Consider the following 23479-nt stretch of genomic DNA (forward strand, 5'->3'; position numbering starts at 1 on the left):
GTCTCCTTGTCTTCCGATCAGGCAAGCGTAGGCACCGGGCGCCTGCAGCGGAATGGACGGATTCGACAATCACTTGGACAATCCGAACATTTGTACGCACCGCAGAACGCACCGTGCCCTCCCGTGTCCCCACCTATGCGCTGTACGGCGAGCACGAGCAGCCGCTGATCCCCGAGAACCTGCACGTCGAGTCGATCGCCGAGCGCAGCCGCCTGTACGACTGGGAAATCGCGCCGCACCGCCATGACCTGTTCGCGCAATTGCTGTGCTTGCGCTCCGGCCAGGGCGAGGTGGTGTTCGCCGACGGTCGCGAGCCGTTCGACGCGCCCTGCGTGATCTACGTGCCGGCGCTGGCCGAGCACGGCTTCCGGTTCGCGCGCGACATCGACGGGCTGGTGATCACCGTCGTGGAGCACCGCATGCAGGCCCTGTTGCAGGCCGCGCCCGAGCTGGCCGAGCGGCTGGCCCTGCCCCGCTGCCTGCGCTTCGCCGCCGGCGCGCCCGAGTTCATGCAGGTCGAGCGGGCGTGCGCGCTGCTGGCCGGCGAGATGCGCGGCACCGCCCCCTGGCGCATGCACATCGTCGAGGCGTCGCTGGCCACCGCGCTGGTGTTCGTGGCGCGGGCGGCCGCCACCTCGCAGCACGGCGCCGAGGGCCCGTCACCACGCAGCCTGCAGCATGCGCAGCGTTTTCGCGCCCTGCTCGACCGGTCGTTCCGCGAGCAGCGCAGCGTGGAGTTCTATGCCCGCGAGCTGGGCATCACGCCGACGCAGTTGAACCGCGTGTGCCGCGAGGTGCTGGACACCTCGGCGCTGGGGGCGCTGCATGCGCGGCTGATGCTCGAAGCCAAGCGGGACCTCGCCTACACGCGCTTGAGCGTCAAGGAGGTGGCGTTGACGCTCGGGTTTGCCGATGCCGCGTACTTCACTCGCTTTTTCACACAGCGCACCGGGATGTCGCCGAGCGAGTTTCGCGCTGCCGCTCGCCGGCAGATGAAGCTCGGTGTCGTAGGCACAACGTCACGACGCACGCGGTCAACCAAGGGTTAGCCAGCATTCAGTTGCGTCGAACGTCGCCGAAGGTGCAGAGGCGGACCGGCCCTGCAAGAGCCGGGTTCTGCTTCTCACAAGGAGTGCCCATGTCCGTTCTGCGGCCGCCGTCCGATGCGCTGGCGCCCCATGCCGGCCCGGCCCCGCAAGCCGGCGCGGCCGGCGACACCCCGGAGGCATCGAGCCGTCGCAAGCGCGGCGCCCAGGACCAGCGCAATCGGCTGAAGATGATCGGCGTCTCGACGGTCAACTACTTCGCCGGCTCGTTCGGGCTGGCGCTGTACGCATGGGCCGGATCGGTGGGCTGGCATATCCCGGCGTGGTTCTTCGCCGTCAACACGCTCGGTGGTCTCGTCTTCGCGCTGCTCGTCGTCAGCGGCCTCAACCTGCGGCTGCGCGACCCGAACATGTTCATGTGGCAGATGCTGTTTGCCGGCGTGGTGTTGTTCGGCTTCCTGACCGCAGCACCACAGCTCGGCTTTGCGTTCCTGTCGGCCATGCTGGTCACCGGCCTGTTCGGGCTGGTGCAGTTCACGGTGGTGCAATTCCGCGTGGCGCTCGCGGTGGCGGCGGCCGGGGCGGCGATCGTTTTCTATTGGGTGGGCGACCAGTTGCGGTTGCCGGCGTCCAACCCCACGGAGGTGGCTGTCCTGTGGGTCTACTTCGTGCTGGTTCTGGCTCGGTTCACGGTCCTGGCGAGCCATCTCAACACCTTGCGCCGCAAGCTGCGCGAAAAGAACGAGTTGCTGCAGCAATCGCTGCAGCGCATCCAGGAACTGGCGGATCGTGACGAGTTGACGGGCGCCTTGTCGCGCCGGCGGCTGATGCAGCTGATCGAAGCCGAGATCTCGCGCAGCGACCGCAGCGGCGAGCCGTTCTGCGTGGTGCTGCTCGACCTCGATCATTTCAAGCAGATCAACGACACGCATGGACACCTGACCGGCGACGAGGTGCTGCGCCGCTTCTGTGCCGCCGTGAAAGGCACGCTGCGCCTGACCGACCAACTCGGCCGCTACGGCGGCGAGGAGTTCGTCGTGCTGCTGCCCGCCCTGCCCGCTGCCCATGCCCCGGGGCTGATGGCGCGGCTGATGCAGGGCATCGCCGAAAGGGGGTGGAACGACCTCGCTCCCGGCCTGGACGTCACGGCCTCGGGGGGCATCGCCGCCTATCGCCGGGGCGAGAGCGTGCAGTCCCTGCTGAACCGGGCAGACGAGGCGCTCTACCGTGCCAAGCGGCTCGGGCGCAACCGCGTCGAGTACACGTTCGACGCCGGCGCGGACACAGCGGCGCACGCCCCGCTGGCCCCCCTCAGCGCTGCCGGTTGAAAGCAGCCTCCGCGCCCGTCAAAGATCGAAGAACGCCGTTTCGTGCGGGCCCTGCATGTGGATGTCGATCCGGTAGGTGACGGCGCCCGGCTGCACCTCGCGGCGGGCGACCAGCGTGCCGCGACGCTCGGGGGCCACCGATTGCAGCACGCGGTCTTCGGCATTCGCCGCCACTTCGTCGTCGAAGTAGATGCGCGTGAACGCATGCGACAGCATCCCCCGCATCAGCACGATGACATCGATGTGCGGCGCATCCCCCGCCCCGCCGGCCCCCGGCTTCACCGTCTCGAACACGAACCGCTGCTGCGCGTCGGTGCCCGTCCCGCAGCGGCCGAAACCACGGAAGCCGAGCTCCTGCGCCTGCGCTTCGCTGGTGATCTCGCGCCCGTGCGCGTCGAGTTGGCCGATCTCGATCATCGCGTCGCCGATCGGCTGGCCCTCGCCGTCGAGCACGCGCCCGACCAGGCGGATGTGCTCGCCTTCGGCCTGGGGGCCGGCCAGTACCGGCGTGTACGCGCTGCCGTGGTCGTAGAAGTACTGCCGCGGCGTCAGGCCATACGCGAAATACGGCCCCACCGTTTGCGACGGCGTTTGCAGCAGGCGCTGCTGTGGCGCGGTGGAGGTGCTCATCGCTTCGTCTCCATCGGGGTTTCGTCGGCACCGCGCAGCACGATGTCGAATTCGTAGCCGAGCGCGAAGCCGGGCTCGGTCACGTCGAGCGTGAAGCGCGAGACCAGGCGGTCCCGGGCACCGGCCGGCGTGCCCTGGAAGATCGGGTCGTGCGCAAGCAGCGGGTCGCCGGGGAAGTACATCTGCGTCACCAGCCGGCTGGCGAAGTACTCGCCGAACAGCGAGAAATGGATGTGGTTGGGCCGCCAGGCGTTGGGGTGGTTGCCCCAGGGGTAGGCGCCGGGCTTGACGGTCAGGAAGCGGTAGCGGCCGTCGTTGTCGGTGAGGCAGCGGCCGGCACCGAGAAAGTTCGGGTCCAGCGGCGCGTCGTGCTGGTCGACCTTGTGCACGTAGCGGCCGGCCGCATTGGCCTGCCACACCTCGATCAGCGCATGGCGCACCGGGCGGCCGCGTTCGTCGAGCACGCGGCCGGTGACGATGATGCGCTCGCCCAGCGGTGCGCCGTTTTTCATGGCGTTGCGGGTCAGGTCGTGGTCCAGTGCGCCGATGCTGTCGTGGCCGTAGACCGGCGCGCGCAGTTGGCGCAGCGTGTCCTTCAACGGGATCAGCGGGCGCGTCGGGCCGCGCAGGTGGGTCGACTTGTAGTCGGGATGGATGTAAGCCGGGTGGCTGCTCCAGTCGCGCGGGCTGACCGCGGGGCGTGGGCTCATGGCGGATCTCCTGAGGGAATGGCCTGACTTTATGTATTACTGCAAGTTAAGTAAATTGACGCCTTCTCATCCAACCCATACCTACCGGTTATCAAAAGCATGAGCCCCGTCGCGCTGCACCGCGTGCAACTGCGTCACCTGCACTGCTTTCTTGCGGTGGCGCGTCTCGGCAACCTGCGCCGCGCGGCAGAGTCGCTGTCCGTCACGCAGCCGGCGGTCACGAAAACACTGGCCGAGCTGGAAGACATCCTGGGTGTGCCGATGTTCGTGCGTGGGCGGCGGGGCGCGGCGCTGACGGCCCAGGGGCAGGTGTTCCTGCGTCATGCGAACACGGTGGTGTCGGGCCTGGGCGAGGCGGTCGAAAGCGTGGCCGGTCACCGCGCCCGAGCGGCCTTGCGCGTCGGTGCCCTGCCGACGCTGGCGGCCTCTTTCCTGCCGCGCGTGCTGCTCGCCGCGCAAGCGCGAGGCACGGTGCAGGTCACCACCGGGCGCAACCGCGAGCTGCTCGAACGGCTGCAGCAGGGCGAGCTGGACGCCGTCGTCGGCCGTCTGGCCGAGCCGGAACAGATGGTCGGCCTGAGCTTCGAGCACTTGTTCGCCGAGCCGCTGGTGGTGGTGGTGCGTCAAGGCCACCCGCTGCCGGCCGGCGCCCGCTTCGTGCCGCGCGAGCTGGGGCAGCACCCGCTGGTGCTGCCGCTCGGCGGCACCCTGATACGCCATGCGGCCGACAGCCTGATCGCCGCTCACGGCATCGAGCCGCGTGCCGGCGTCGTCGAAACCCTGGCCGTCTCGCTCGGCCGCCGGCTGTGCCTCAGCAGCGAGGCCGCCTGGTTCACGCCGCTCAGTTCCGTGGCCCCCGACCTGGCAACGGGGCAGTTGCAGCGGCTGCCGCTGATGACTGGCACCCAAGAGCCGGTCGGCCTGGTGCTGCGTATCGACCAGATGCCGTCGCCCCTCTTGCAAAGCCTGATCGGCGCCGTGCGAGCCGAGGCGCGTGTACCGGGCCTCCAGGCTTGAGCCAAAGAGAGCTGCAAGAGCAGGCACTCGCTTCCGTGCCCACGCCGTGTGTATGGCTGCGTCAAATTGAAAGTGAAAGTAATCGGGCTGGCGGCCGCCGGCACAGCCACGCCGGTGCACGCCATACTCCCGGCCCATTACTCGAAACATCCACAGGGAGTGGGTCATGTCGTTCCCCGTCCAGGCTGGAGCGTCGCTGCGTGACGCATTGGGCCTGCTGTTCTTTGCCCAGAACACGCGTCTGCTGCGCATCGAAACCCGGCTCGAAACCGCCATGCTGGCGCCCGAGCGGGCCGTCGTCCGCGAAGCCGTCAACCAGCCCTTCGAAATCACCGTCGACTGCCTGTCGACCGATGCACACCTGCCGCTGCACGAGCTGATCGTCGAGCCGGTCAGCGTGCGTCTCGTGCGCGCCGACGGCAGCCTGCGCCCGTGGCACGGCTTCGTCACCGACGCACGCCACCTGGGCGCCGATGGCGGCCTGGCCCGCTACCGCCTGGTGCTCGCACCCTGGCTGCATTTCCTGAGCCAGCGCCGCGACGCCTACGCGTTCCAGGACAAGACCGCGCTGCAGATCATCGAAGAGGTGTTCGCCGACTACACCGCTGCGAACTGGCGCATCGAAGTCACCGAAGCGCTGCGCACCCGCAGCCTGTGCATCCAGTACCGGGAAACCGATTTCGAGTTCGTCTCGCGCCTGCTGGCCGAAGAAGGCCTGAGCTACCACTTCGAACACCTCGACGGCCAGGCGCTGGCCGACGCCGAGAAATCCGGCCACGCCCAGCACGTGATGGTCATCACCGACCGCGCGGCCGAGCGGGTCGACCTGGGCACCCTGCGCTACACCCGCCCCGACGTGCGCCTGGGCGCCCAACCGCAAGACGGCATCAACGCCTTTGCCGCGCACCGCTCGGCCGGCCCCAACGCCGTGACGCTGGGCGCCTGGAATTACAAGCAGCTGTCCGGCACCACCGCCAGCGAAGCCACCGCGCTGGCCCACGGCGAGCTGCCGGCGCTCGAGGTGTACGACGGCAGCGGCACCTACCGCTACCAGAACGCCGAACACGCGTCGCGCGCCGCCGGCATTGCGCTCGACGCGCTCGAGCTCGGCTACAAGCGCTTCCAGGGCGAAGGCGCCGTGCGCCTGCTGGCGGCCGGCGTGCAGTTCGCGCTGGTCGACCACCCGCTGTACGGGGCGAACACCACCGCGCTGAACTACGCCACCGCCGACACGCGCGACAACCGCTTCACGGTGCTCGCCGTCGAGCACGACATCACCAACAACCTGGGCACCGACGCCAAGCGGCTGCTGAACCGCCCCGAGCTCGAACACGGCAGCTACCGCAACCGGTTCATGTGCGCCCCCGGCGCCGCCGCCATCGTCCCGCCGTTCGTGCGCAAGCCCACTGCCCCAGGCTGCCAGACCGCGCTGGTGGTTGGCCTGCAGGGCGAGCCGCTGACCACCGAGCGCGACCTGCGCGTCAAGCTGCAGTTCCACTGGCAACGCGGCCAGCGGCCCAACCCGGGCGGCCTGGGCCACGACAGCGCCGGCGACCCCCAGGGCAACGCCCCTGGCAACGAACAGTCCGGCACCTGGGTGCGCGTGGCCGTGCCCAGCGCGGGCGCCAACTGGGGTGCGGTGCTGGTGCCGCGCATCGGCACCGAAGTGCTGGTCGACTATCTCGACGGCGACATCGACCGCCCGGTGATCGTGGCCCAGCTGTACAACGGCCAGGACAGCCCGCCCTATGCCGCCGGGGTCGAGTCGGGCATCAACCACCCCGGCGTGATCTCCGGGCTGTACACCCACAGCCTCGACGGCCAGGGCAGCAACTCGTGGGTGGTCGACGACGCCACCGGGCAGTTGCGCCTGCGCTTCCTCGCCACTCAGGCCATGAGCGAGCTGGGGCTGGGCCATCTGATCCAGCAAAGCCCGCACAGCGCGCAACGCGGCGCCTGGCGCGGCTCGGGGTTCGAACTCGCCACGCAAGGCTGGGCCACCGTGCGGGCCGCTGAAGGCCTGCTCGTCAGCACCACCGCCCGGCCGCAGCAAGGCGCTTCAGTGGCCAGCACGCAAATGGATGCCGCCGAAGCGGTGAACCAGCTGAAGGCCGCCAACGACCTGGGCCAACGCCTGAGCGAAGCCGCGAAAGCCCAGAAGGCCTTGAAGCTCGCCAGCCACGAGGCGAAGCAGGCCCTGCAAACCTTCATCCAGCAGGTGGAGCCGGCGCAGGACGGCAAGTACAGCAGCGCCGTCAACGGGCAGGAGGCCCGGAAGGCCGCCCCCGGCAGCCGCGAACTGCAAGAACCGGTCGAGCGCTTCAACCGGCCGGTGGTGTGGGTGGAGACGCCCAGCGCCGCAGCCTTCGCCACCCCGGCCACGGTGGCCAGCTTTGCCGGGCAGGACCACAGCATCGCGGTGCAAAGCGACCTGCATGAAACCGCCGCGCACACCGCCAGCAGCATCAGCGGGCGCACCACCAGCGTGTACACCCACGACGGCGGCATCCAGGCGATCGCCGGCAACGGGCCGGTGTCGGTGCGCGCGCACACCGACCGCATGGAGCTCTACGCCGACCAGGACGTCACCGTCGTCTCGGTCAACGGCGAGATCCGCATCCAGGCCAAGAGCAAGATCGAGATGGTCGGCGGGCACAGCAAGGTCACGCTCGACGGCGGTGACATCACCTATGCGTGCCCGGGGACGTTTACCGTCAAGAGTTCGGGGCATCACTGGCAGGGGCCGGGGCGGGGCAGCCCGGAGCTGCTCAACCTTCCCGCAGGCACCTCGCAGGAACTGGTCGACTGGATCGAGGTGGAGCGCAAGTACTACGACGGCTCGGCTGTGCAGGGGGCGCCCGTCAAGGTGGTGTTCTCCGACGGTTCCGTGCGTCGCGCGGCCTTGAACCAGGAGGGGCAGCTACGCATGGAGGGTGTGCCCGCCGGCGTCGCCGACGTCGAGATCGGTGAGGACCAACGCACATGGACGCTGGATGAGCCGCCCGAAGAGACGCCCAACCCTGCCTATGGCAAGACGCTCTCCGGGGAACAACTTCAAGCCCTGTACCGGGCGGTGATGGACAACAACAATGGATGAGGCAATCGATTGGTTCTGGGGCGTGCTCCAGGGTGACTTCAATGAGGACCCGTCGCTGTCGCAAACGATAGTCGGCAGCATCATCACGGCCATCCCCATCATCGATCAGTTGGCCGACATTCGCGACGTGGTCGCCAACCTCTACGGTTTGTCGAAAGACAGTAGCGACAAGTGGAAGTGGATCGCGCTCGCCATCACGTTGATCGGCCTGATCCCGGTGCTGGGCAGCCTGTTGAAAGGCGTGTTCAAGGTCGTCGTCAAGGCGATCCGCGAAGGCGGAAAACACCTCGACGAAGCGGTCGACACGATACTGGCCATCGTTCGTGGCGCGGGCAAGGGCGACCCGGTCGTCTTTCTCAAGAACCTCCCCATGGAGCAGTACACCCGCAGCGCGTTGAAGTCCTTCAACGAGATCGTCGACAAGATCGTGCTCGGCATACGCGACGTGCGGCACTCCTGGCTTGCAAAGCTGGCCATGGGCGACAAGATCCGTCGCCTGGAACTGGTCGAGAAGCAGCTCGAACACTTGAAAAACCTGGGGCAGCAGAAGATCCCCGAGGTGATGCGCTTCCTCAAGGCCGAACTCGACAAACTGCTGGAGCGGGCGAAGCCGGCAAAGATGGATGGCGCGACGAACACAGCCAACACGCTGGCGCACAGCGCCAAGCCGCTATTGCGGCTTGAATACGAGGTGGTTGTCAGGCGGAGAGTCGGCGGCTTGGTGGACCGAATGCGCGCAGCCGGAAAAAGCGAGGAAGAGATAGCACGAGCCGCTAATGCCGAACGTCGCGCCATAGGCAAAGAGTTCAAAGACAAGACAGACCCCGATTTGCGGGCCGTCATTTACAAGCGCAACGAGGAACTTTATGGGGACCCGCTTGGCCCCACCTACGAAGACCTGAAACGTGGGCATAAAATACACCCAAAAACAGGCGACAAAATCAAGATCGGCAAGGGAAATGAAAAGACCGACGCACAGATTATCGAAAGCGCCCAGAAAACCGGGGGCGAAGAATTTCCTTGGGATTTAATCATGGAGTTCTATCGCGAGAAAAAAACAGGTGACCCTCACAAGGCTGCCGAACTTCTAAAAAGAATTGATGCAATTGTCAACAAAAAATAGTTAACCATGTGGCTCTATAAACATCATACAGCCAGCGACATCATTGACTTGAATCACGAAACAGGTCAATGGCGCCCCGTTGCAGATGAAGAGAAGCCCAAGAGCGCAAGGGTTTTGGCCGATCTTCCGATTCGCGGCTCGTATGAAGAGGTCAACGGCAAGCCCTATTTCAAGTATTGGACGGACGACAACCGCCATGTTTTCAGAACGTTCGACGGCAAAGTATTTGAGATCTGCCGAAAGCTGCCCGACGGCTCTACGATAGAGGCGACGCCGGGCCTGCATTGCGTGATTGAGCCAGCGAAGTATGCAGACGGCAGACTGCGCGAAGGAATGAGCGATGTGTCGCTTGTAGCGGGCGATGGCACGGTTCTCTACACGCTCACCTATGATTCCGGGTATTTTCTTCGTCTGTACGCCTCCGACTTCACGGCCGCGGCGATGGTTCAAGATCTATCCGACTGGGATTTTTTCGTCGCGCTGAAAGGGGGAATCGAGATATTTGCCGAAAGAGCGGCCTCCGGCAAGATCCCGTTGGCCATTACAGGAACCACAGCCATGGTGGAAGGGCACGAGGTCCCCTGTGACGACCTGTTGTATTGCGATACAGGAGAAGTCTGTCCGCGCAGCGGCGTGTGGGTTTGCATCGAAGACATGCGTCAGGGGCAGATGGTGCGGAAGAACGAAAAGATGCCCAGCCTGGATGGAAATGATGTGACGTGGGTGTGGAGTCGTGAACGCTGAATTCTCCACGAACTCGCTGGCCTTCTATTGGGTATACCGGGGTGCACTTTCTTTTCTCCCTCCTTTTCAAGTTCTAAGAGCGACACGACACCAAACCTTCTATGGAACCGAGCGAAAGCTGGGACACTGAAGAGCGACGCAAGGCGCTCCTGCACGCGATTCTTAGTCCTAAAGAATTGATTGCCGTTAAAAACCGGTGGGAAACAGACGCCACTTATCGCTCACTGCTCCGGGCAATTATCGAGGATCTTCCGGGGGAGGAATGGTACGCGAACTCACCTAAGATATTGCACCAGTGGGAGAAACTTGAGACGTGCGATTGCCGGGGACTGCGACTTGAAGGCAAAGCGTTCGGCAAGATATGTTTTTCAGGATACGACTTATCCCATTCGTCCTTCAAAGGATCGACGTTTCACAAGACTTATCTGCAAGGCGCAATTCTTTCCGACGCCGATTTTTCGGGTTCTGTTTTCGACAGGACTCACACGATTCCTCTGTATGGGACTCATGTCAATTTCTCCGACTCCCGATTTGTTGTCATCTCTGCAAACGAATCCGATATCTCACTGTCAAATTTTCAACGATGCACGTTTGAAAGAATGCACTTCACCGGATCGCAATTGCGCGACAACGATTTCCGATGGCTCAATTCCGTAAACTCGGATTTCTCATCGTGCGAGCTGCAAAGAGCCCGATTCGATTTTTCCGAACATATCGGCTCTGAGTTCACGGGCGCACGCTTGAACGGAAGCAGCTTCGTTTCGGCTGCTCTGAAAGAGTGTGATATGCGGGGGGTCGATTTCCGCGGCGCGGATCTCTCTACAGCACGGCTCATTGGCGGCCGATTCGGCAACACCATGTGCAAGGGGGGGCACGTTCAATCCGTGTTCGACGACACCCCGGAGAATCGGCGTGTGGTCGCAGCTAGCGGTGCCGATGGTGTGAATAACATTGTCTGGTCACCTGTTGAGAACGTTACCCATTTGCGTGGCCGTGCAGTTGCTGGAGACAGATGCCCGTGCAGCGGTTTCTGGTTTACGCCTGCCAAAGTGGGGAGTCGGCGGTATTTTTCTGAAGGGGACATGATGCCTACGGTCAAGAGTGATTTCGGATCGGTGATCTGGCAATGGGACCAGAATCAGTCTCCGCCTACCCTTTAATCTTTGCGAAACTCGGATACACAACGCTCTGCTTACCGTGCCGGCGCCATTCGGAGCGCCGTTGCCTGCCACCTGCAATTCCTTCTGCCGTCGTGAACCCCTCTGAAATTCATAAGCGCTGGGACTCGGATGAACAGTTTGCCGTTGTTCTCCACTCAATCTTGCAGCATCGTCCCGGAGAAGAATGGTACGCAGACGCACCCAAGGTTTCCCACCCTTGGGAAGGCGTAGAGGCGTGCGACTGTCGCGGCCTGAATCTCCAGCGGGGTCAATTCGGAGAAATTTCGTTCTCTGGTTGCGACCTCTCCAGTTCCACGTTTCGCGGATCCAATTTCACAGGAACCTACTTTCAAGGCGCAATTCTTTCGGAATGCAATTTCTCGGAAGCACGCTTTGAGAAGACGCAGATGATTCCTCTCTACGCTAAAGGCGCGAACTTTGAGAAGACAACATTCGTCGCGATTTCCGCAAACCAGTCCGATATATCCTCATCCTCCTTCAAATCAGCCGCATTGCAAGAGCTTTTTCTGACTGGCTCCATGTTACCCAGAAATGATTTCTCCGGAATAACTGCAGAATATTCAAAATTCAATGTTTGTCTGCTTGAAAGCAGCAATTTCCGGGATGCCAAAATCGTGAATACGAGCTTTTCCGGAGCACAACTCGTGCATTGCATTTTCGCGGACGCAACATTAGAAAACTGTGACATGCGCGGCAGCGATTGCCGAGGAGTCGATTTTTCTAACGCTCGCTTGATCGGAGGACAGTTCGGGCGTATTGCGCGAGCGTTGGGCATGGCCGCGACAAAGTTCGACGACACTCCGGCCGTAAGAAAGATGGTCGCTATGAGCGGTGCTGAGGGCCTGGACCAGATTGAATGGTGCGCAGTCACCGACTCTCTCGACACCCGCCGTCAGGCGACTGGAGATCCTTGCCCTTAACTTGCTGGCCTTCGACGCACTGAGAGCGTTGCAGGCGCAAGACGACCATATTGCGAGTGACCCTTACCCCGCACTCGCTTCAGCTTATCTCGAACTGCGCGAAAGCAAAGGCACTCATGCTTACCGACAAAACCGTATTGATCGTCAACATTCTTACATTCTTATGTACCCGATAACATTCGACCCACACCCTCTTGCTGCGGCGGGTTGGTCGCTGACGATGTTGCAGAAGGACAACCGGCAATTTTCCCGAGAAGAAATATCGACCGCGCTGGGCGAAGCGTTGCAGCAAACCGGGTGGAGCAGTCAGATATCCGCGATAGGACACCACTCGGAAGACAAGGCGAAGGAGGAGTACCTTCGGGTCGTCAAGGAAAACTTGGAGTTCTCACTCTAAGTGGCCGTGTGCTCCACGCTCTCCTTCGAGAAATATCCAACGAAGCTCCATTGCATCGCCAACCGTTGTCTTCCGTTATGTGGCTTTATCCCCGCCTGAAAATCGTCCTGCTCGCCGGGTTCGCATTTGTGCTGACAACGGGTCACGCTGAAGCATTCCAGATGTGCCCAACGGGTACACACCCCTGTGCCAAGGTAAGCCAGATGCTCGGCTACGTGCTTGCCCCCAGCCTGGTTTTCCTGCTCGCGGTGGCGGGCAGCCGGCGGCGTCTCGGGTGAGCCTCGATACGCCGCGCTACGGTCGGCGTACTTCTCGCAGCGTGGGCGGTATGGCTGGTCGGCGCAAGGGCCGCCTTCGCCGCGTTTCTGGCACCCTGCTCGTCTACTTGCTGGTACGGCGGCTGAGTCGATATATTGGCCCCGCTAGGTAGTCCCCGCCCCTATACCACCTCCATCGACAGCAACCTCACATGTGGCTCTACCGACACCACACCTGCAACGACATCATCGATCTCGACCCCGCCTCGGGGCGCTGGCGCCCCGTCGACAAGTCGGAACACCCGACGGACGCATGCCTATTGGCCGACTTGCCGGTACGCGGCAGCTATGTCGAGGTGGGCGACAAGCGCTGCTACGGCTACTGGACCGAAGACGACGCCTACGTGTTGCAGACGTCGGACGGCTTCATGTGCGAGCTCAGCCGCAAGCGTGCCGACGGGTCCATCGTCGAAGTGAACCCGGGGCTGCGGTGCAACATGGCGCTGGCGCGGTATGTGGACGGGCGCACGCGACCGGGCATGAGCGAGGTGCGCATCGTTTCGGCGCGCGGTGAAGTGCTGCACGAGCTGATCTACAACTCGGCGTACTACCAGCGCCTGCATGCGTTCGATTTCACCGCCGCGGCGATGGTGCAGGACTTGTCGGACTGGGATTTCTTCGTCGCGCTGCAACGCGGGATCGAGGAGTTCGCGGAGTGCGCCGCTTCGGGCAGGATGCCGCTGACACTCGGTCCCAACGACGCCCTGGTCATCGGCACGGTGGCCCTCGGCGACCAGCGGGTCTCGCGCCACGCCCTGCGGTATGCCAGCACCGGCGAGCCGTGCCCCCAGGAAGGCCGCTGGCACTGGGTGCACGACCTGCGCCGCGGCCAGCCGGTTGCGGAAGGCACGCCCATGCCGGACGTCGATGGCCAGGCCGCGACCTGGGTCAGCGCCCGCTGAGGCCGCCGCCCCTTCTGTTCCCTCCCGCGTAGACGCACGCCTGGGTGCGGCACGACGAGCACCGTCACGTCCACTTCGACGTGCGCAGCCGGCCCTGACCGGCCGCCCCCGCATTTGCGGGGGAAACCCGTGAACTTTCACCGCAGCCCCCACTTCAGGGGGCTACAGGCGCCCGCCCAGCCGCCGATACTGTCATTGGGCAAGCCCACCCTGGTGTGGGAGGCCGGCGGCTCCGCCGCCCGCTCATCCGGTCGTCTCGCTATCTCCGAGGCCGCTGGTCTTGCCCGCCAATTCATGTCCGGTGCCCCCTTGCAGGGTGGCACCGGGCCTCGCACGGGGCACACCCGGGCGGCATCTGTGTCCAAGGGTGCCCGCCTCGGGGCTGTCAGCCGGCGCTCTTCACATGCAGATGCAATGCACACACCACGCAGCGTGTGTGCCGCAGCAGGCGCTTACCTTGCTGGGCTGGAGGGTCGTTCATTCACGCCCCCTTTGCCCATGACCGAACCCATCCACCGCATCTGCGTCTTTCGTGCCCTGAAACTGGGGGACATGGTCTGCGCCACGCCGGCATTGCGAGCACTGCGCGGTCGCCATCCCGAGGCCCACATCACGCTGGTCGGCCTGCCGTGGGCCCGCGACTTCGCACTGCGCATGTCCGCCTGGGTCGATGCGTTCGAGCCCTTCCCCGGCCACCCCGAGCTGCCTGAGCAAGCCTGCGACGACGATGCCGCTTTCCTCGACTGGGCCGCACAGATGCGCGAGCGGCGCTTCGATCTTGCGGTGCAGATGCACGGCAGCGGGCGCGCGAGCAACCGCATCGTCGAAGCGCTGGGCGCGAAGGCCACGGTGGGCTTCCTGCCGGAACACGACGCACTGCACGCACCCGAAGCCGGGCTGACCTACTGGCCTTATCCGGACGGGCTGCACGAAATTCATCGCTGCCTCGGCCTCGTGAAGCAATTGGGCGGCGACGATCGCGACGACGAGGTGTTCTTCCCACTCGACGAGGACGACTTCGCCGAACTGGAACGACACGCCGACCTGGCCGTGCTCGAAGCCGGCAAGTTCTTCTGCCTGCACCCCGGCGCGCGCGCCGCATCGAAGCGCTGGGCGCCGGAGCACTTCGCGGCGGTCGGCGATGCGCTGGCGTGCAACGGCTGGCGCGCGGTGATCACCGGCGACGCGTCCGAGCACGAACTGGCCGCCGAGGTGCAGCGCGTCATGCGCACGCCGGCGCTGCACGCGGCGCGCGACCTGTCGGTCGGTGCGCTGGCGGCCTTGCTGTCGCGCTCCCGGTTGCTGGTGTCCAACGACACTGGCGTCGCGCACGTCGCCGCGGCGCTGCGGCTGCCGAGCGTGGTGGTGTTCTTCGCCACCGACCCACGGCGCTGGGCACCGCTGGACCGACTGCGCCACCGGTGCGTCACGCCGGAGCGCCCCGGAGCGGGCGTCGAGCCGGCCGTCGTCGTCGACGCCGCGTTGCCGCTGCTGGAGCTGCCGGACGAACTCAGGGCTGGGTCAGGCGATGCACTCCTGCTTCCGGATGGGTCTCCGGCAGCATCGCATCTGCCGGGGCAGGCCCTTCGTACAGGGGCTGCGCCAACGCAATGACTTCGTCGGGCGCCACGTCGTTGACGAACGACGCCGTGTGACCGCAGTTGGTGCTCATGCAGTTCTGCCCGCACACCGGGCAGTCGAGCCGCCACGCCACCGCCGCCGCATGGCGTGCACTGGCGGTGGGACCATGGCCGATCAGGTTGCCGACCCAGTAGACCGCCACCGTGGCAACACCAAGCGCGCGCGCCAGATGGGCCGGGCCGGTGTCGTTGGACACCACCAGCCGTGCGCGCTCGATCAGGCCGAGCAAGCCGCCCAAGGACAGCCGACCGCTCAGGTCGTGCACGCGTTGGCGGTGCTGCGTGGCCAGCACGACGGCCGACACGGCTGCCGCTTCCGCCTCGGTGCCGTTCACCGCGATGTCGGCCCCCAGTTCGGCGAAGTGGTCGGCCACCGCGGCGAAATGCCACGGTGCCCAGCAGCGGCGCGTGTCCGCAGCGCCGGGTTGCAGCACCACCAGCGGCCGACCGGAGACGGGCAGCACGGCGGCCGCCTCGGCGCGGTCATGCGAGGTGACGGCGAGCCTCGGCTCCACCGTATGACCGCAGGCGCCGACCAGGGCCACGCCTTCGAGCAGACGCAACACCTCGGGGTGCAGGTCGCGGTAGGGCAGCATGCGGTCGAGCGGCATCGCACCCGGCGTATGGAAGCCGGCCGTCACGCGCGCGCCGAGCCGGCGCACCAGGGGGTTGCTGTGGCGTCCCCCGCCATGCAACTGCAGCGCGAGGTCAAAGCGTCGGGCGCGCATCTCGGCCACGAAGCGCTCTTGCACCGAAGCATCCTGCACCGCCTTCAGCGGCGCATCGACACCGGGGAAGCCGGGCATCGCCACCACTTCGTCGACGGGTGCGGGCCGCTCGCGCAAGAATTCGGCATGCCAGGCCCGGCCCAGCAGCGTGATGCGTGCGTCGGGGTAGGCGACGCGCAAGGCTTCGAGCGCCGGCAGCGCGACGACGAAGTCACCGACCGCATTGGCACGCAGCACCGCGATCGAACGCACGTCGTCCATCGGCTCGCCGAGCCCGGCGTAGAGCCCGGTGGCCGACGCGCTCACGCCGCGGCCTCGCTCGCCGGCGCACGCAGCGCGAAAGGCGCGTCGACCTCGCGGCGCTGCACCGTGGTCGGCAGCTCCTGGTGGTAGGCGCCCGACGGCATCACGCCGCAGCCGCCGAAGCGCGCCATCACGCGCAGCTGCGCAAGCACGTCTTCCCCACAGTGCTCGTCGGGCAGGTCGCGCCAGAACTCGAAGCCGCCCGCATCACGCAGCCTGGCCGCGTCGTACATCACGCAGCCGCCGGCCCACGCGAGCTTGTACAGGCGCGGGTGGGCGGCATCGACGCCGAGCGCGCGCTGCACATGCCACAGGTTGGCGGCGCTGTGCAGCAGATGGCGCTGCCAGGCCGGCGTATCGGGCCGCACGTGTTCGGGCACCACTTGCCCGTCCCAGAACTCGACCTGCTGCTGGTGCGGACGCACGTCGTCGCGGTACGACAGCCCGATCACCGCGCTGCCGACAAAACCGCAACGCTGCTCGCACAGCACGCCGACCAGACGCTCGATCAGGTCGGGCTCCAGCAGCACGTCGTCGTCGAGGTACAGCACATGGGGCGCGCGCGACTGTTCGAGCAGGAACTGCCGCTGCTGCGCCAACCCGCGCCGCGGCAGGTTGCGCAGCAGCCGCACCCGATGGCCGCGCGCCTCGAGCAGGCGCACGATGGAGCGCGTTTCGCCGGTGTCGAAGCTCGCGGCGCCATCGGACTGGTCTGACACCACGACATCGAAGGCGCGCCAGCTCTGGCCGATCAGCGTCGCCAGCGTGGCTGCGAGCGCGGTGGAGCGGTGCCGGGTGGGGATCAGGACGTCGACAGTGGGCGTCATGCGCGCATGCGCCCGGGCGCGTTGGCCGCGCCGGTGCCCTTCATGCCGCACAGATAAGGGTTCAACGACGGGTCGTTGTACATCTTGAACTGCCGGTAGAGGCGGTAGGTGCACTCCCCCGCCCGCATGCCGTCGAGCAGGCGCTGCAGGCAGCCCAGCAAGTCTTGTCGCTGCGCTTTCAGGCGCTCCAGTTTCTCGGCGCAAGCCATGCGGTGGGACTGCGACACGCCGACGCGATCGAGTTGCAGCTGCATGTGATGCTGCTTGAGCGCGTTGATCGACAGCCGGTCGATCATCGAGCCGGCGGTTTCGCTGTTGACCCAGGCGTCGTCGTGCACCGGCACCTCGCGCATCGCCTCGAGGATGCATGCGTCGAGCGATTCGATGGCGTCGTTGCGCAACTGGTTGTAGCGGTCGATGGCGCGCTTGTTCTGCGCGATCTCGCGGTCGGCCACGTCGGTGCGGCGCGCCTGGTCCTCTTCCTCCCACAGCGCCGAGTTGTAGCGGTGGTTGGCAGCGACCCAGCGCATCGCGCCGTCAGGGTGCGGGGTCTCGGGCCAGCCGGTCAACTGGAAGGCGGTGCGCTGCAGCGTGTCGATCTCGGCAACGCTGGGCATATCGTGACGAGTGTCGTCGGCGGCGGGATCGGTCCCCCGGCGCATCGGCCGGGACCACTGGACAGATGCGGACATGCTGGATGACTCCCTTGCTGTGCTGAACGGACGTGAACAGATGGGTGTGTCCCACTTCAGCAAGCACGGTGCCGGGGGCGCGACGGCCGCGAACGAGCCCTGCGCTGCAAAAACTGCAGCGCAAGCCCCGATGCGGCGGTAAGCACTTCAGCAGCGCGAACGCAGCGGCCGCGTCAGCCCGCTGGGAAGCGCCAGCAGTTGTTGCCGGAAGTCGCCGGGGCTGGTGTCATACCAGCGCCTGAAGGCGTGCTGCAGCGCGCTCGGCTCCGAAAATCCGAGCAGCACCGCGACCTGCGAGATCGACAAGCCTTGCATCAGGTAGCGTGCGGCCGCCTCGCGCCGCACCTCGTCGAACAGGTCGCGGAAGCGTCGGCCTTCGGACTCCAGCACCTGCCGCAGGCGGCGCGGCGACTGCTTGAGCAGATCGGCCACCCGGTCGAGCGTGACCTCGTCGCCCCGCGTCAGCAGGATGGAGATGGCCGCGACCACCTTGTTCTCGACACGCGCCTCCTGCTCCAGGCTCGCCTTCAGCTCGTCGGCCTTGGCCACCAGGTAGTGGTGCAGATAGCTGTCGGCGGTGCGGAACGGCAGGTCGAGGTAGCCGGCATCGAAGGAGATGCTGTTCTCGCTGGCCGCGAACTCGACCGACGTGCCGAAGGTGCGCTCATGCACATGGCGGCAGCCCGGGTCGGCATGCATGAAGCGTGCGCCGTTGATTTTCAGCGTCTGGCCGGTGAACGAAGCAGCGAACCACACCGCGAGCGACAGCACATGCTCGGAGAACCAGCTCGCGCTGTAGCGCGGATCGCGGCAGGCATAGATGAAGCGCGCCGTGCCACCCTCGACGACGTAGTCGACGTCGTCGACTTCGGAGACGAGGAACGCGTACTTGCGCCAGTGTTCGATGGCCGAGCGCATGTCGGCGCAACGCATGCCCAGATGGGCGACGAAGTGCAACTTGTTCTCGGGGTAGTGGTTGTGCAGCTCGAGGGCGATCGCCGGGTTGTTCAGGCGCTCGGCCGCCAGGCGCCACAGACGTTCGATCTGCGAGACCGGCACGCGGGCGTCGGGGTGGCGGGTGGCGGCCAGCGAAATGCCGGTGCCTTGCTCGATCTCCCTGTCGGTGGCGCCGGCGCGTGCGAGCAGCCGCACCAGCGTGACAGCCGACTCGTAGACGGCGGCGGTCGGCTCGCGGTTCGCAGGCGACGTGCGCCAACTGCTGACCGGCATGCGCTGCCGGGCCGCGGGCAGCATCGCATGGGGCTTGCGCATCATCGCGTCGTCGCCGATGCCAGGCAGCGCCCAACGAGCAGGCCCGGGCCGTGAATGTCGGACATGTCCACTCCTCGCGTCTCCATCGGCCACGCCTCCGGGGCGCGGCTCGTTTTCAGAACGAATAGCCCACACTCAACAACACCACATAGGGATCGAGCTTCGAGCGGATCTCGCGCTTGAAGGTCCCCAGGCTGCCCCCGCGTTCGGTGGCCACCTGGTCGATCAGGTTGTCCATCGCTTCACGGGCGACCGGGTCGGTCGGGATCTGGTTCACCGGGTACGGGTAGTCGCTCAGCACCGGTGAGTTGCCGGACAGCATGGTGTGGGTGGTCGTCATGGTTGCGGTGGTGCGCACCCTGACGTAGCCCACCGTTAGTTTGACATGCAGGCGCTCGTTGATGCGGTACTGCGCACCCGCGAACAAACCCAGGCCCCACGACGGTTTCATCTTGATGCGCGTGCGCCCGCCGGTGTAGGCCTCCAGCGCCGGCGTCGCCTTTGCCTCGAAGAACTTGGTGTAGTTGAGCCCGATGCCGATCGACGGCCGGAACTTCGCGTCGAAGTCGTTGAAGTAGTAGTGCAGGATCAGCGTGGGTGGCAGTTGCTTGACGGTGGCCACCTTGCCGAGCCGCGCGATGGTGCCAGCCCCGTGGATATCGTGCTTGAACGGCAGCGCGAGCACCAGGCCCTCGAGAGCCCAGTGGTCGTCGAGGAACTTGCCGATGCTGCCGAACAGCGAGACCGAGTTCCTGACGTCGACGCTGACGCCGTCGGGCGTGCCGAACGCATCGACGCCGGGCGCCAGCAGCGGCAGGATCGGGTGGTCGCTCGAGCGCAGTACCGGGCCGTCGAGGTCACGCACGTCGGTCGACGAGTCGTTGAGTTTGAGGCCGGCGGCCCCGATGCGGACGAACCAGCGGCGCTTGGGCGTCAGGGGGCCGAGCAGCGAGGGGGGATCGCTGCCCGCCTCCGGCGCGGACACGGCAACTGCGGTCGGGTGCGTGTGGCTTTGCGCGTGGGCAGCAAGCGCCGCACACGTCATCGCGATCGCCCCGGCCCACCGCGCTGCCCGAAGCACGGCCAGCAAGTGTTCCATCTGGTTGTCCCCTGTCTGTTGTTGTGGTGTCGTTCGTGGCCATGGAGACGAAGCGCGCCTCGTGGGAGCGCTTGGTGCAGGTTCGGTCCCGGGTCGGGGCGCGTCCTGCCGGTTCGGCCGTCGGGGGGTGTCAGGCGGCGGCCGGCTGGGCAGTGCCGTGGTGCACCGTCGGGCCCTTGCGGCGACGCTTCAGCGCGGCAATGCCGGCCAATCCGACGCCGAGCATCAGGTAGGTGGAGGGCTCGGGCACGGGTGCGGCCATCACGTTGCTGTTGAGCGTGCCGAAGTCGACCTCGCCGACGACGCCCTGCAGAAACTCCGGCACGCCCAGCGCGTTGCCGAGCGTCGCCACGGCCGAGGCGGTCAGGAACATGCCGCTCGCATTGAGCGTGCGGTTGAGCGGGTCGGACGCGTCTTCGACCAGCGTGGTGATGTTGTAGAGCGCGGAGTCCTGCGTCGTCTCATCGCCGATGGTCACGTCGCCGAACAGCGTCTGCGTCGCGACATCGATGCGGAAGTCATCCAGCGTGATGGCGGTGCTGCCTTTCGTGAGCGTGACGCCGGAACCCGGGTCGGTCTGGACACTGGCGAGCAGATCGCCGGAGATGCTGCCGTCGGTGATCGGGAACGAGAACGCGCGGCCCTCGGTCACCGTCGACGCGCCGCCGCTCGGCGTGACCGACACCGAGATCAGCGACAAGGTGCTGACCGCTTCGTCGGAGAACGTCAGCAACGCATCGCCGCCGGTCACCTCGTAAGGTACGGCGGCAGCAGGCAGGGCAACGGCCGCAACGGCCGCGAACAACGCGTGCTTGAGCAGGCGCAAGGGTTGGGTTTTCATCGTCACTCCACTGAGAGAAAAGTCGCGGACGTTCGAGGGGGAGAGCGCGCAAGACACCTCGCGACGGGCGTCCGCGAGGGTCCCGCCGCAAGGCCGGACGTCCCGGGTTCGTCCTGGCCTGCGCGGGGCAAAGAATGTCGGAGTGACCCGCCCTTCGACAATGATCGAAGGCGCCGCGCCCCTCCGGGCCTTCGACGCTGCAATCACTGGTGGCCTGCAGCCCTTGTGCACACACGCGTCAGGCCGTATCGACGGTGTGTGAGCGATGGTGTCTTGCGTGGCAAGACGTCGCCGGTGCAGGCGCCGCAGGCACGGCAAGTGCCGCCGCTACAGCAGGCGCCCTCCCCCGTTGCGGTCTTCGAGGACGGGGCGCCAGCCCTCGCGCTGGCGAGGTTTCGACCGTGGCGCGATGCAAGCGCGTGGACGCACCGTGCCGCCTCCGGCAGGTCGCCGCGCAAGCGGCGCGTGAAGACCGGCCTGCCGACATCCCCACAACAGGAGTCCCTCATGCAGATCAACCAGATGAAGGAGCGGCTCGGCCGCGTCGAGCAATGTGCCAGCAATGCGCAGCAGGCGTGCCAGTCGGCCAGCGGCGTGCCGCAGGAGTTGCAGCAGTGCGTCAGTGAACTTGACCGCCGTTCGCATGAGGCGATGCAGTGGGTGCACGGCTCGCAGGACGAGCAGCGCATCGTGCAGTGCGTCGATGATCTCGAACGCATCGGTGACCGCGCGATGGCTGCCTGCAAGCGTGCCGACGGCATCGACTCGCAATTGAAGAGCGCCGTGCGCCAGGCCCACGACGAGCTGTCCAGCCTGAAGCACCAGTTGCACTGAGCGCAGCGCCTCGAGGTCAAGCCGACGGGCGGCTTCAGCCCGTCGGTGCGTCTCGAGGCCGCTCGCGATCGCCACCGAACGAACCGTGGCTCGCATGGGTGACGCGGCGTGCGTATGCGCACCCTTTGCCGCCCGCGCAGCAAAAGCTACCTGGCGCCGTTCACCCTCCGCCGATGCCCGTGGTGACCTTGCCGCTGCCTGCACAGTCGGGGCAGGCATCCTGCCCGATGCGGCCGCTGCCGCCGCACCGCGGGCAGACGTTTTCGCCGGCGGCCGGAGCGCCGGGGGGCACCTCGTCGGCGGGGGCAGGAGCCGGTGGCGTGGAAGAGGAAGTCATCATCGGGAACGGACCCGCAGAAAAAGAAAAGCCTTGCTGCACAGGGCAGCAAGGCTCGCGCCCGAAGGCGGCAGAGGTGTCAGCGGGCGACCGCGACGCGCGGACTTTGGGCCACGCGCAGCACCCCAGGGTCGGTCATCGCCGCGGCACGCGACGGCAATTCCTGTTTCACGGCCATGGCTTGCGCAGTCTCGCTGCGCAGGGTCAGGCGGGTCAGCGCATACAACGGGTCGGCGTCTTCGCGGCACAGTTCGAAGGTCTCCATCGCCGCAAGCATCGGCCCCTGGTAGCGCATCAGGCAGGCGCTGATGGCCGACTCGACGGACAGCTCGTAGCGGCGCAGCGTCTGGGTCAGGTGCGGGCGCACGCGCGTGATCTGCAACGAAGCCCAGCTCCACTCGGGCAAGCCCACGATACGCGGCGCCGGACGGTCCTGGCCGAACAGGCCGTGGATCGACGCCTTGATCGCCAACACCGCCAAACTGTCGCAACCCTGGGCGTAACGTGCCGGCAACATGCTGCCGGTCGACGTGCCGATGGTCGGGCTGCGCAGTTGAATTTCGAGTTTGCCGCTCGTGTCGCCGAGTGGGCCGATCTGCAGGCGGTACTGGTCAGACTCCTGGTTTTGGCCATACCGCACCGCCAGTTCCACCGTCAGCATTTCATGTCGATCAGGTACGAATTCCACGAGTCCTCCCGGGCCCAGCCGGCCAGCGCGCTCACTCAGACACATCAATCGCCGGCGAGCGCAGAAAACCACCAGCGATTGAAAAATTTGCAGCAAATTGGCAACCGCCTTTCCGATCGTTGCCATAAAAGCGCCCCGAGCCCGAACCACTCCAAGAGGGGTGAGAGTCGGAAAGGAGGCGAAAAGCAGTTCGGTGAGATCGCCCGGGGCTGACACACGACAGCAAAGGCCGTGCCGGCCATGGCGGCCGTGACGCGAACGCTGTGTCGTCGATGTAACTACGGCGCGCGCAGCACCCGGCAGCCTGCTGCACCGGCGCAGGCCTGCCACGGAGGGGTGTTACGGAGGCACCCGCCGGGAGCCGGCGAGCAAAAGACACCGAGACCGGCGGCTGCAGCAAGGCGCCGCACCGGTCTCGAGCAAGGAGGGAGGTTACTTCTTCTGAACGGCCGACTTCAGCGAGGCGCCAGCGCTGAACTTGACACCCTGGCTGGCATCGATGGTGATTTCCTCGCCGGTGCGCGGGTTGCGGCCGGTGCGGGCCTGGCGCTCGGTGACCGAGAAGCTGCCGAAGCCGATCAGGGCAACGGTGTCGCCTGCGGCCAGGGCCTTGGTCACGTTGCCGATGAAGGAGTCGAGCGCACGGGCGGCGGCGGCTTTCGAGAGGTCGGCATCGGCAGCGATGGCATCAACGAGTTCTGCTTTGTTCATGGTCCTGACTGATGTAAGAACAGAGGAAAAAACGCGCGCCGCGGCGCGCGCAAGAACCCTGCAGTCTAGCGGCTTCCGGCGCCACCGGCCGCCCC

General features: G+C 65.9%; 22 protein-coding genes. 12 read left to right on the forward strand and 10 right to left on the reverse strand.

The genetic code is table 11. The features are described 5' to 3' along the window. Positions 1-113 precede the first annotated feature (113 nt). Positions 114-1049: a helix-turn-helix domain-containing protein gene (locus tag M8A51_RS26545; protein ID WP_251779005.1), complete on the forward strand. Its 936-nt coding sequence runs from the start codon at positions 114-116 to the stop codon at positions 1047-1049. A gap of 89 nt (positions 1050-1138) precedes the next feature. Beyond that, on the forward strand, positions 1139-2374 hold the full coding sequence (locus tag M8A51_RS13560) for a GGDEF domain-containing protein (RefSeq protein ID WP_251779006.1): 1236 nt from the start codon (positions 1139-1141) through the stop codon (positions 2372-2374). Between the two features lie 18 nt (positions 2375-2392). On the opposite strand, the gene pcaG is transcribed toward M8A51_RS13560, so the two are convergent. Beyond that, entirely contained in the window at positions 2393-3004 is a 612-nt protein-coding gene (gene pcaG, locus M8A51_RS13565) for a protocatechuate 3,4-dioxygenase subunit alpha (protein ID WP_251779007.1), read from the reverse strand. Then, on the reverse strand, positions 3001-3714 hold the full coding sequence (gene pcaH, locus M8A51_RS13570) for a protocatechuate 3,4-dioxygenase subunit beta (protein WP_251779008.1): 714 nt from the start codon (positions 3712-3714) through the stop codon (positions 3001-3003). Before pcaH ends, pcaG begins: the two co-directional genes overlap by 4 nt. A 99-nt stretch (positions 3715-3813) precedes the next feature. Here pcaH and pcaQ point away from each other — a divergent pair, with 99 nt between their 5' ends. The 9 genes from pcaQ to M8A51_RS13615 all read left to right on the forward strand — a co-directional run bounded on the left by pcaQ (position 3814) and on the right by M8A51_RS13615 (position 15026). Further along, positions 3814-4731 (forward strand): pca operon transcription factor PcaQ, encoded by a 918-nt coding sequence (pcaQ, locus tag M8A51_RS13575; RefSeq protein WP_251779009.1) that lies wholly within the window; start codon positions 3814-3816, stop codon positions 4729-4731. 166 nt (positions 4732-4897) lie between these two features. Continuing rightward, on the forward strand, positions 4898-7828 hold the full coding sequence (locus M8A51_RS13580) for a type VI secretion system Vgr family protein (protein WP_251779010.1): 2931 nt from the start codon (positions 4898-4900) through the stop codon (positions 7826-7828). Next, on the forward strand, positions 7821-8951 hold the full coding sequence (locus M8A51_RS13585; RefSeq protein ID WP_251779011.1) for a hypothetical protein: 1131 nt from the start codon (positions 7821-7823) through the stop codon (positions 8949-8951). The genes M8A51_RS13580 and M8A51_RS13585 overlap by 8 nt, the downstream gene beginning before the upstream one ends. Positions 8952-8957: 6 nt before the next feature. Further along, on the forward strand, positions 8958-9695 hold the full coding sequence (locus tag M8A51_RS13590; protein WP_251779012.1) for a hypothetical protein: 738 nt from the start codon (positions 8958-8960) through the stop codon (positions 9693-9695). A 101-nt stretch (positions 9696-9796) separates the two neighbouring features. Next, positions 9797-10855 (forward strand): pentapeptide repeat-containing protein, encoded by a 1059-nt coding sequence (locus tag M8A51_RS13595; RefSeq protein WP_251779013.1) that lies wholly within the window; start codon positions 9797-9799, stop codon positions 10853-10855. 92 nt (positions 10856-10947) lie between these two features. Beyond that, positions 10948-11796, forward strand: coding sequence for a pentapeptide repeat-containing protein (locus M8A51_RS13600; protein ID WP_251779014.1), 849 nt, complete (start codon positions 10948-10950; stop codon positions 11794-11796). Position 11797: 1 nt separating this feature from the next. Further along, positions 11798-12193: a hypothetical protein gene (locus M8A51_RS13605; protein WP_251779015.1), complete on the forward strand. Its 396-nt coding sequence runs from the start codon at positions 11798-11800 to the stop codon at positions 12191-12193. Positions 12194-12662: 469 nt separating this feature from the next. Continuing rightward, positions 12663-13412, forward strand: coding sequence for a hypothetical protein (locus M8A51_RS13610; RefSeq protein ID WP_251779016.1), 750 nt, complete (start codon positions 12663-12665; stop codon positions 13410-13412). 498 nt (positions 13413-13910) lie between these two features. Then, positions 13911-15026 carry a glycosyltransferase family 9 protein gene (locus tag M8A51_RS13615; RefSeq protein WP_251779017.1) on the forward strand — a complete coding sequence of 372 codons (1116 nt, stop codon included), beginning with the start codon at positions 13911-13913 and terminating at the stop codon, positions 15024-15026. Here M8A51_RS13615 and M8A51_RS13620 read toward each other — a convergent pair. From M8A51_RS13620 to M8A51_RS13645, 6 genes are all read right to left on the reverse strand, one after another. Then, positions 14923-16086: a glycosyltransferase family 9 protein gene (locus M8A51_RS13620; protein ID WP_251779018.1), complete on the reverse strand. Its 1164-nt coding sequence runs from the start codon at positions 16084-16086 to the stop codon at positions 14923-14925. The two genes, M8A51_RS13615 and M8A51_RS13620, sit on opposite strands and share 104 nt — an antisense overlap. Next, positions 16083-16910, reverse strand: a complete 828-nt coding sequence (locus tag M8A51_RS13625) for a glycosyltransferase family 2 protein (RefSeq protein ID WP_251779019.1) — start codon at positions 16908-16910, stop codon at positions 16083-16085. Before M8A51_RS13625 ends, M8A51_RS13620 begins: the two co-directional genes overlap by 4 nt. Next, the gene (locus tag M8A51_RS13630; protein WP_251779020.1) at positions 16907-17602 is read right to left on the reverse strand and encodes a DUF4254 domain-containing protein; all 696 of its coding nucleotides are present in this window, start codon (positions 17600-17602) and stop codon (positions 16907-16909) included. Before M8A51_RS13630 ends, M8A51_RS13625 begins: the two co-directional genes overlap by 4 nt. A gap of 147 nt (positions 17603-17749) precedes the next feature. Continuing rightward, a complete protein-coding gene (locus M8A51_RS13635; protein ID WP_251779021.1) occupies positions 17750-18874 on the reverse strand; it encodes an AraC family transcriptional regulator in 1125 nt (374 codons plus the stop codon). Positions 18875-18989: 115 nt separating this feature from the next. Then, positions 18990-19973: an OmpW/AlkL family protein gene (locus M8A51_RS13640; RefSeq protein WP_251779022.1), complete on the reverse strand. Its 984-nt coding sequence runs from the start codon at positions 19971-19973 to the stop codon at positions 18990-18992. 130 nt (positions 19974-20103) lie between these two features. Next, the gene (locus M8A51_RS13645) at positions 20104-20814 is read right to left on the reverse strand and encodes a PEP-CTERM sorting domain-containing protein (RefSeq protein ID WP_251779023.1); all 711 of its coding nucleotides are present in this window, start codon (positions 20812-20814) and stop codon (positions 20104-20106) included. 507 nt (positions 20815-21321) lie between these two features. On the opposite strand from M8A51_RS13645, the gene M8A51_RS13650 reads away from it, so the two are divergent. Continuing rightward, the gene (locus M8A51_RS13650; protein WP_251779024.1) at positions 21322-21648 is read left to right on the forward strand and encodes a hypothetical protein; all 327 of its coding nucleotides are present in this window, start codon (positions 21322-21324) and stop codon (positions 21646-21648) included. Positions 21649-22064: 416 nt separating this feature from the next. Here M8A51_RS13650 and M8A51_RS13655 read toward each other — a convergent pair whose 3' ends face one another. Then, positions 22065-22673, reverse strand: coding sequence for a hypothetical protein (locus M8A51_RS13655; protein ID WP_251779025.1), 609 nt, complete (start codon positions 22671-22673; stop codon positions 22065-22067). Between the two features lie 432 nt (positions 22674-23105). Next, on the reverse strand, positions 23106-23384 hold the full coding sequence (locus M8A51_RS13660; protein ID WP_251779026.1) for an HU family DNA-binding protein: 279 nt from the start codon (positions 23382-23384) through the stop codon (positions 23106-23108). Between the last annotated feature and the right edge of the window lie 95 nt (positions 23385-23479).

The organism is Caldimonas mangrovi (assembly GCF_023721835.1).
Taxonomy (GTDB): Bacteria; Pseudomonadota; Gammaproteobacteria; order Burkholderiales; family Burkholderiaceae_C; genus Caldimonas; species Caldimonas mangrovi.

Bases quoted from the DNA above. Each gene is read 5' to 3' on its own strand.
- pcaG (WP_251779007.1), bottom strand. From the start codon at position 3,004: ATGAGCACCTCCACCGCGCCACAGCAGCGCCTGCTGCAAACGCCGTCG.
- M8A51_RS13595 (WP_251779013.1), top strand. From the start codon at position 9,797: ATGGAACCGAGCGAAAGCTGGGACACTGAAGAGCGACGCAAGGCGCTC.
- M8A51_RS13635 (WP_251779021.1), bottom strand. From the start codon at position 18,874: ATGCGCAAGCCCCATGCGATGCTGCCCGCGGCCCGGCAGCGCATGCCG.
- M8A51_RS13625 (WP_251779019.1), bottom strand. From the start codon at position 16,910: ATGACGCCCACTGTCGACGTCCTGATCCCCACCCGGCACCGCTCCACC.
- M8A51_RS13610 (WP_251779016.1), top strand. From the start codon at position 12,663: ATGTGGCTCTACCGACACCACACCTGCAACGACATCATCGATCTCGAC.
- M8A51_RS13660 (WP_251779026.1), bottom strand. From the start codon at position 23,384: ATGAACAAAGCAGAACTCGTTGATGCCATCGCTGCCGATGCCGACCTC.
- M8A51_RS13585 (WP_251779011.1), top strand. From the start codon at position 7,821: ATGGATGAGGCAATCGATTGGTTCTGGGGCGTGCTCCAGGGTGACTTC.
- M8A51_RS13580 (WP_251779010.1), top strand. From the start codon at position 4,898: ATGTCGTTCCCCGTCCAGGCTGGAGCGTCGCTGCGTGACGCATTGGGC.
- pcaH (WP_251779008.1), bottom strand. From the start codon at position 3,714: ATGAGCCCACGCCCCGCGGTCAGCCCGCGCGACTGGAGCAGCCACCCG.
- M8A51_RS13650 (WP_251779024.1), top strand. From the start codon at position 21,322: ATGCAGATCAACCAGATGAAGGAGCGGCTCGGCCGCGTCGAGCAATGT.
- M8A51_RS13615 (WP_251779017.1), top strand. From the start codon at position 13,911: ATGACCGAACCCATCCACCGCATCTGCGTCTTTCGTGCCCTGAAACTG.
- M8A51_RS13645 (WP_251779023.1), bottom strand. From the start codon at position 20,814: ATGAAAACCCAACCCTTGCGCCTGCTCAAGCACGCGTTGTTCGCGGCC.
- M8A51_RS13640 (WP_251779022.1), bottom strand. From the start codon at position 19,973: ATGGAACACTTGCTGGCCGTGCTTCGGGCAGCGCGGTGGGCCGGGGCG.
- M8A51_RS13560 (WP_251779006.1), top strand. From the start codon at position 1,139: ATGTCCGTTCTGCGGCCGCCGTCCGATGCGCTGGCGCCCCATGCCGGC.
- M8A51_RS13590 (WP_251779012.1), top strand. From the start codon at position 8,958: ATGTGGCTCTATAAACATCATACAGCCAGCGACATCATTGACTTGAAT.
- M8A51_RS13630 (WP_251779020.1), bottom strand. From the start codon at position 17,602: ATGTCCGCATCTGTCCAGTGGTCCCGGCCGATGCGCCGGGGGACCGAT.
- pcaQ (WP_251779009.1), top strand. From the start codon at position 3,814: ATGAGCCCCGTCGCGCTGCACCGCGTGCAACTGCGTCACCTGCACTGC.